The organism is Bradyrhizobium sp. (genome assembly GCF_049512235.1).
In the GTDB taxonomy this organism is placed as follows: domain Bacteria; phylum Pseudomonadota; class Alphaproteobacteria; order Rhizobiales; family Xanthobacteraceae; genus Bradyrhizobium.
The window spans coordinates 1-6,898 of sequence record NZ_JBEKXH010000338.1 but is presented as its reverse complement, the minus strand read 5'-3'; the positions used below and the strand labels follow the sequence as shown (position 1 = coordinate 6,898).

The window sequence follows — 6,898 nt, the reverse complement described above, 5'->3', positions numbered from 1 at the left end:
GTCGCCGCGATGGGCTTGCCCGCATTGATGGCCCGCAACATGCCGACGCGCGCGTGCAGCAGTGGCCCGGTGCCTTCGGCAGCCATGATCAGCGCCTCCGTTAGCTTCAAACTTTTTGTCGCGCCGGAAAGCATGAAATCTATGACCGCTTTTTAGCTTCCGCCCAACTATGAACTTAGTCGCGACCACTCGACCGGGAACTACATAGAATTTGGGTTTTTGCTCCGCGTTTTTTGGAACATTCACGAAAACATATACATGGCTGCGTGAATTGATCTCACCCGTATGCGCGCCAACGAGCCAAAAGCCCGGTGTCCCCGCATTGGTCTTGACCTGAACGGACGAGGTACTGCTCGCCGAGGTCTCCAAGCAAGTTGCACCCCCTTATCGAGCTATCCCCGCGGTTTTATATTTGGCACCGTTAACTAACGCTATGCAATTAGCGCCTCTGCGAATCCCTCTAGCACCAAAGCGAGCGTAATCGAGCCAGGGTCTACATGGCCGAGACTGCGTGCGCCCAATGTCTTGGCCTTGCCGGTGGATGCCACCATGTCCTTGGTGGCGTCACTGCCGGCTCGGGCACCTGCGGCTGCCGTCATTGCGACGGCGCACAGGTCCTGACTCGGGGCAGCGGTAACCGCGGCGATGGCCGCCGCCAGCGCGTCAACCATGGTTTTGTCGCCGGGCTTTGCCTTGCCGCGCGCCCGCACGGCTTCAAGACCCGCGACCAGAGCGGCGGCATAGCCCGAGGCATCGAGTGACGGTTGTGACAGCGGCTTGCCCGCGCCGATGAAGAACGTTCCAAAGACTGCCCCGGAAGCTCCGCCGCTTTGACCGAGGACCGCCAGCCCGACATTCTTGAAGACGTCCCCCGCTGTCTGCGCCGGCTTGGTCAATATGGCTTGACGAGCAGCCACGAAGCCCCGCTCCATGCCGACACCGTGATCGCCGTCTCCAATCGCCTGATCGGCTTTGGTCAGCGCATCGCGATGACCTATCACCCGGTCCGCGGCCGCGATCAACAGTCGCTTCACCGCTTCAAGATCGATGCTGTCCATTTGCTGAGGCACCTTCATCAAGTTTGCCGATAGCCCAAAGACCAGGCGGGCTCTGCCAATGCGCGCTCCAGCTCGTCGTCGAGTCTCATAAAGGTCAAGGACAGGCCCGCCATTTCCTGGCACGTGAGAAACGGACCCGCGTCCGTCCGTACGACTTCCATGCCGCTCTGCGCGAGCCGCGCACGGGCACGGCGATTGATTATCATCAACTCCATCATGGTGGTCGCACCCAGGTTGTTGAGCAGCATTGCGAGCCGATCGCCACGCTTGAACGGCAGGTCATCGAGCACGAGCCTCGTCATTTCATCGGCCAACTCGTCGGCCGGCATCAGCTTGCGGCGCTCGACGCCGGGTTCGCCATGCGCCCCCATGCCGATTTCGATCTCATCATCGCCGAGCTCGAACGTCAGCTCTCCCGTCTCCGGCAACGACCCGGCTTTGACGGCGACCCCGATGGAACGAATGTTGGCTTGCGCCTTGCGGACCAATCGCTCGGCTTCGTCAAGGTTCTTGAACTGCGTGCATGCGGCTCCTGCAACTTTGACCATGTAAAATGCGCCGGCAATTCCACGCCGCTCCGCCGGATCCTTGACCGCGACATCGTCGCAGACCCGCACGGTTCGCACCTCGATGCCGACATCGGCCAGCATCTCCGCGGCGATGTCGAAGTTCATGTTATCGCCCGCGTAATTGCCGTAAACGAAGAGCACGCCGCGGCCGCGATGCGCTGCCTTTGCGGCTTCGAACACCAGGTCCGGGGCGGGCGCCGCGAAAATGTGGCCGGCGACCGATACGTCGGCCCAGCCCTTGCCTACGTATGCCGTATACATCGGCTCATGCCCGCTACCGCCGCCAATGAGCAAGGCAACCTTGTCGTCCTCCAAATCGCTTCGGATCAAGGCATTCTGCCCGGGAACCATCTTGAGCCGGCCATGCGAGGCTAGAACCAGCCCATCGAGAGTCTCTGGAACCAAATCCGAAACGTTGTTGATAAGCTTTTTGACTTTATTCATCATGATCTCCCTCGTGCTCAAGCGTTGTCGTCTCTATTGCCGCTGAACTTGGCAAATGGTCGAGAACCATAAATAGCGCGACGCCGGCCAAGAGAACCGGAAATGCACAAGAGTGAAGGAAGAAAAAAAACGGTTGGCACAACATCGCGATGCCGGCGAGGATCAACGCTGTGGCCAATGCGTAAAGCCGGTTCAGCAACATATTACTGTCCCCTGCATCGATCTGGACTGGGCCGAAGTCGGGACCCGCTCGAGGAGGCAAAGACGAAGGCCTTTGCGGGATCGAGATGGAGGAAGCAGGGATCGCCCTGCGCGAGCCGAAAGTCCGTCGAAACGACCTTGCGCACGCGGTTCGTGCCGAACCGCACCTCCACCGCCTGATCCTTGCCGCGAAAGTCCGTGGCCCAAAGCGCTGCAGATGCAAACTCAGGCGCCGATTGCGTGCTGAAGCCGATGTCCTCCGGCCAGAGCCCGATGGTGACCCTTCCGCCGTTCACAAGGCCTGCGACCCGCAGCGCGGAAAGCTGCCATGGGATCGGATAACCGTCGATCGTGATGGTCTGGTCGCGCACCTTAGCTTCCAGCAGCGCCATCGACGGACTGCCGACCAGCTCACCTACACGCCGGTGCAAAGGGTCGGCATAGATTTCGGCCAGCGTACCGGTCTGAAGCAAGCGGCCCCTGTCGATCACTGCGATGCGCGACGCGATCGCGGCCGTGCTCAGGAAGTCGTGCGAGGCGTAAACCAGGGTTTGGCCGCGCCGGCGGTGCATGTCTCGCAATTCACTCTGGAGCGCTTCCCTGAGTTTGAGATCGAGCGCGCTTAGCGGCTCGTCCAGTAAGAACAGTTTCGGCTGCCGCACCAGGGCACGCGCCACGGCGACCCGCTGACCTTCCCCGCCAGAGATCTGGTCCGTGCGCCGGTCAAGGAGATGGTCGATCCGGAGATCCGCCGCCGCCCGCAACACGCGCAGCCGAACCTCAGATTCATTCTCGCGATAGTACGGCGAGCGCAGCGGAAAGGCAATGTTGTCATAGACGGAAAGCGTTGGCAGCAAGTTGAACCCTTCAAACACCACGGCTATGTCGCGCACCATCGGCGAGTCGTGCGTTACCTCCTTGCCTTCCAGCCAGATCTTCCCGGCGTCTGGCTTGTGCAACCCGGAGATGCAGCGCAAGGTCGTGGTCTTGCCCGCGCCGGTCGGGCCAAGAAGACCCAGAACCTCGCCCTCCATCACCGTCACGTCGATGCCATCGAGGACGAGCTTCGAACCGAAGCGCTTATTTAGGCCCTGCACCGCGAGCATGATCTGTGACATCCGCGCTAGCCCAATCGAGTGCCGTCGGGCGCAAAGAACAAGCAATGCGCAGGTGGAAGTCGCAGTCGGCGCTTGTCACGGAACTCGGCGTCCAGAGGCAGCACCACTTTTATGGTCTGCCCAGCAAGGGCGAATTGCGCTTCGAGGTCACGGCCGACAAGTGCGGCGTCGAGCAAGGTCGCTGGCAGCATGTCCTGGCCCACCCCGTTTGTCAGCTCGACCATATGCGGACGGATCCCGAGCACGATCTGGTTGAGCCCTTTCGCGCGGGCGTCCTCGAGCACATTGTTGGGAGCGGATACACGAAGCGTTTGGTCTGCGGCAACATGGAGGCCATCCGCCGCGAGCGTCAGATCGACGAAATTCATACCCGGCGAACCGATGAAGAATGCGGCGAAGCGGTCGGCCGGATCATTGAACAGGGCCGTCGGCGGCCCAACCTGCACGATACGGCCTGCGCGCATCAACACCACGCGGTCGGCGAGCGACATGGCTTCGCGCTGGTCGTGGGTCACGTGTACGGTCGTGACCCCGAGTTTCTTTTGGAGATGACGCAGCTCCCATCGCATCTCCTCGCGATATTGCTCATCCACGGCAGAAAGCGGCTCGTCGAGCAGCAGGACATCCGGATTGCGAACCACCGCGCGGGCCAAGGCGGCTTTTTGCCGGGATCCCGGCGGCAGGCCGCCCGGATAGCGGTCCAGGATGTCCCCGATGGAGAAGACCTTGGCGATCCACTCGATCTTCTCGGCGATTTCACGGCCGGAAACGCCCTTGGCGCGCAGCGGAAAGGCAACGTTCTGCCGTACCGTCAGGTGCGGATAGAGCGAGACGAATTGGAAGACCATGGCGACGTTTCTTTGCGCAGGCGAGAGCTTGGTCACCGGCTTGCCGTCGAAACGGATCTCGCCGGAGGACGCGTGCTGAAGCCCGGCGATACTGCGAAGCGCGGTGGTCTTGCCGCAACCCGATGGTCCCAGCAGCACGATGAATTCACCATGATCCAGGACCAGGGAAATTCCGTCGACGGCGGCCACCTCTCCGAACTGGACAGTCAGTCGGTCGAGTTCGACCTTGGCCATGGCCTGTTCCCCTAAAAGCGGTTTGACAGGCGCGTCAAATAGCGCACGAAGATCATGGAAAGACCCATGATCACGATCAACAGAATAATGGCGAGTGCGGACGCTTCCCCGGTATGGAAATAGCCGAAGGCTATCTTGCCGAGGGCGAACGCGGCGGTCTGTGTTTCCGAGGCCGGGCCGCCTCCGGTCATCGCCAGGAACAGGTCGTACTGCTTGAACGCGTCGATAAGGCGCAGCAGGAGCGCGATCACCAGGATCGGCAGCGACATCGGCAGCGTGACGTGGAAGAATGTAAACATCGTCGAAGCGCCGTCGATCTCGGCGGATTCCCTGATGTCCTTCGGGATGCCGCGAAAGGCAGCCGTCGCCAGCAGGATCACGAACGGCGTCCAGGTCCAGGCATCGGCGACCGCCACCGCCCACAGCGCGTTTTCCGACCTGCCCACCCAGTCGACCTTTGCAATCCCGACCAGCGAGATCAGCCAGTTTACTATGCCCCATTCGCTGTTGAACATGTAGCGCCAGAGAAAACCGACCACGATCGGGCACAGCATCATCGGCAGAAGCGCCACCGTGAACAGGAAATCACGGCCCTTGAAGTTGCGCTGAAACGCGTAGGCCACCGTGAGCCCGATCGTGAATTGAATGAGCACCGTAGCGAGGACGAACTTGCCGGTGAAGGCAAAGCGTTGCCAGATCTCGTTGTCATTGAGCAGGTCGATGTAATTACCCAACCCGACGGCGACTGGCTCGATGCGAGGCCGCATCATGGAGAATTGCAAGGTCGAATAGTACACGAGCGAGAAGAACGGGTAGAATACCATCAATGCCAGGATCAGCCCGGAGGGCGCGAGGAACAGGCCACACAGCCAGCCGTCCGGCAAGGTTCGGACCTGCTTGGGCGCGTGCTTGACGCCCGCAGTTTCGCGCTCGGGGATGGAAATGGCCATGCTCAGCCCGGGCCCTTCGCCAGCACGCCGAACGTCATGCCCATAAGCAGGTATTTGCGGATCAGGCAGAAGAAGATGACGACCGGTACTACGAGCACGACGCCGGCTGCGAAGATTTGGGTCCACTCGATCCCAGTCGCGCCCATCGCCGAGGATATCTTGACCGGCAACGTCTTTGCCCGCGTGGTCGCCAGGATCGACGAGAACGCGAACTCGTTCCACGCTACTATGAAGCAAAACCCAGCGGTCGCCGCCACCCCTCCGCTAACCATCGGCAGCACCAGCCGTCGAAATGCGAAGAATCGCGAGTAGCCGTTGACCAGTGCGATATTCTCGACTTCGGTTGGCACCCCATCAAAAAAGCCCTTCATGATCCAGGTGGCCAGACCAAGATTGATGAAGGTCGTCACCAGGATTAGCCCGAGCCTGGTATCCGTCAAATGGAGGCGCGAATAGAGCATATGGTAGAAGACGAGCACTGCGACCGGTGGAATCATCCTGGTCGAGAGCACAAAGAACATGAAATCGCCGTGACCCGGAAAGCGAAAACGCGATGTCGCGTATCCACCGAGCGTCCCCAGCACGACCGCGAACAGGGTGCCGAGACCTGAGACCACGACCGAGTTCACAAGGGAGTCGTACAATCCCACGGCGGTAGCAGTATTTTGTGCCGAGCCGACGCCGAACACCGCCTCGTAACCGGTCCAGACCGGTCGGAAGAACATGGTAGGCGGCCAAGCAAACAGGTCCTGCCTGTCCTTGATCGACGACAGCATCAGCCAGATCACCGGGCCGGTGGAGAACACCAGATATATCCCGATGATCAGCGCGGGAAGCAGCACTGCATCGCGTCTCATCGTCGGCCTCCTGACCGCCGCGGCAAGCGTTACGATTGAACGATCGGGCGTAGCAGCACGCCACGCCCGACTATTCGGCAATATCAATCGTAACTTTCTTCCTGGACCTTGTCCTTGCCCACCGGGTTGACGATCTGGTCCGGCACCTCCGGGATATTGGCCGTACGCGTGATCTTGTATCCGGCCTTTTGCAGCAGCGTTTCGTGACGCTCGGCCGCGGAGTCGAGTGCCTGCTTGACGGTCTTCTTGCCGGAACTCGCGGCCGAGATCTCCTCCTGCAGGATATCGAGCAGTTCGGGGTATTCCGGAAGGTGCCAGTAATCGTTCACATACGACAAAGCGCGGGCGAAGCTCTTGTTATAGGAATTCAGGCTCTGCCAGTCGGGACTGTCGAGCACGGACTTCAAGCCGGTCTGGCAGACTTTTGCGTATCGCTTCTGCTGCTCCGGCTGGAAATACCATTCCATGAACTTGATGACGGTTGGGATCTTTTTGGAATAAGCATTGAGGCCCATACCCTGACCGCCCACCATGGTCTGCCGGCGGAATTTACCGTCCCGGCCGATGGCGCCCGGAAGCACGCCGAACTTGGTTCTGTCGGCGAACTGGTTGACCTTCG

The 6,898-nt window shown here is 60.5% G+C and carries 7 protein-coding genes and 1 pseudogene; all 8 read right to left on the bottom strand.

The window, feature by feature from the left end; all coding sequences use genetic code 11:
• Nucleotides 1-431 precede the first annotated feature (431 nt).
• Nucleotides 432-1,058: a dihydroxyacetone kinase subunit DhaL gene (gene dhaL, locus ABSG20_RS25425; protein ID WP_423867249.1), complete on the bottom strand. Its 627-nt coding sequence runs from the start codon at nucleotides 1,056-1,058 to the stop codon at nucleotides 432-434.
• A 17-nt stretch (nucleotides 1,059-1,075) separates the two neighbouring features.
• Nucleotides 1,076-2,071, bottom strand: a complete 996-nt coding sequence (locus ABSG20_RS25420) for a dihydroxyacetone kinase subunit DhaK (protein WP_423867248.1) — start codon at nucleotides 2,069-2,071, stop codon at nucleotides 1,076-1,078.
• On the bottom strand, nucleotides 2,064-2,273 hold the full coding sequence (locus ABSG20_RS25415) for a hypothetical protein (protein ID WP_423867247.1): 210 nt from the start codon (nucleotides 2,271-2,273) through the stop codon (nucleotides 2,064-2,066). Before ABSG20_RS25415 ends, ABSG20_RS25420 begins: the two co-directional genes overlap by 8 nt.
• Before the next feature lies 1 nt (nucleotide 2,274).
• Nucleotides 2,275-3,390: an ABC transporter ATP-binding protein gene (locus ABSG20_RS25410; protein WP_423867246.1), complete on the bottom strand. Its 1,116-nt coding sequence runs from the start codon at nucleotides 3,388-3,390 to the stop codon at nucleotides 2,275-2,277.
• A gap of 5 nt (nucleotides 3,391-3,395) precedes the next feature.
• On the bottom strand, nucleotides 3,396-4,472 hold the full coding sequence (locus ABSG20_RS25405; RefSeq protein WP_423867245.1) for an ABC transporter ATP-binding protein: 1,077 nt from the start codon (nucleotides 4,470-4,472) through the stop codon (nucleotides 3,396-3,398).
• An 11-nt stretch (nucleotides 4,473-4,483) separates the two neighbouring features.
• Nucleotides 4,484-5,422 (bottom strand): carbohydrate ABC transporter permease, encoded by a 939-nt coding sequence (locus tag ABSG20_RS25400; protein ID WP_423867244.1) that lies wholly within the window; start codon nucleotides 5,420-5,422, stop codon nucleotides 4,484-4,486.
• A gap of 2 nt (nucleotides 5,423-5,424) precedes the next feature.
• Nucleotides 5,425-6,279: a carbohydrate ABC transporter permease gene (locus tag ABSG20_RS25395; protein WP_423867243.1), complete on the bottom strand. Its 855-nt coding sequence runs from the start codon at nucleotides 6,277-6,279 to the stop codon at nucleotides 5,425-5,427.
• Between the two features lie 83 nt (nucleotides 6,280-6,362).
• Nucleotides 6,363-6,898 (bottom strand): annotated as a pseudogene (locus ABSG20_RS25390) (hypothetical protein); the annotation flags it as partial.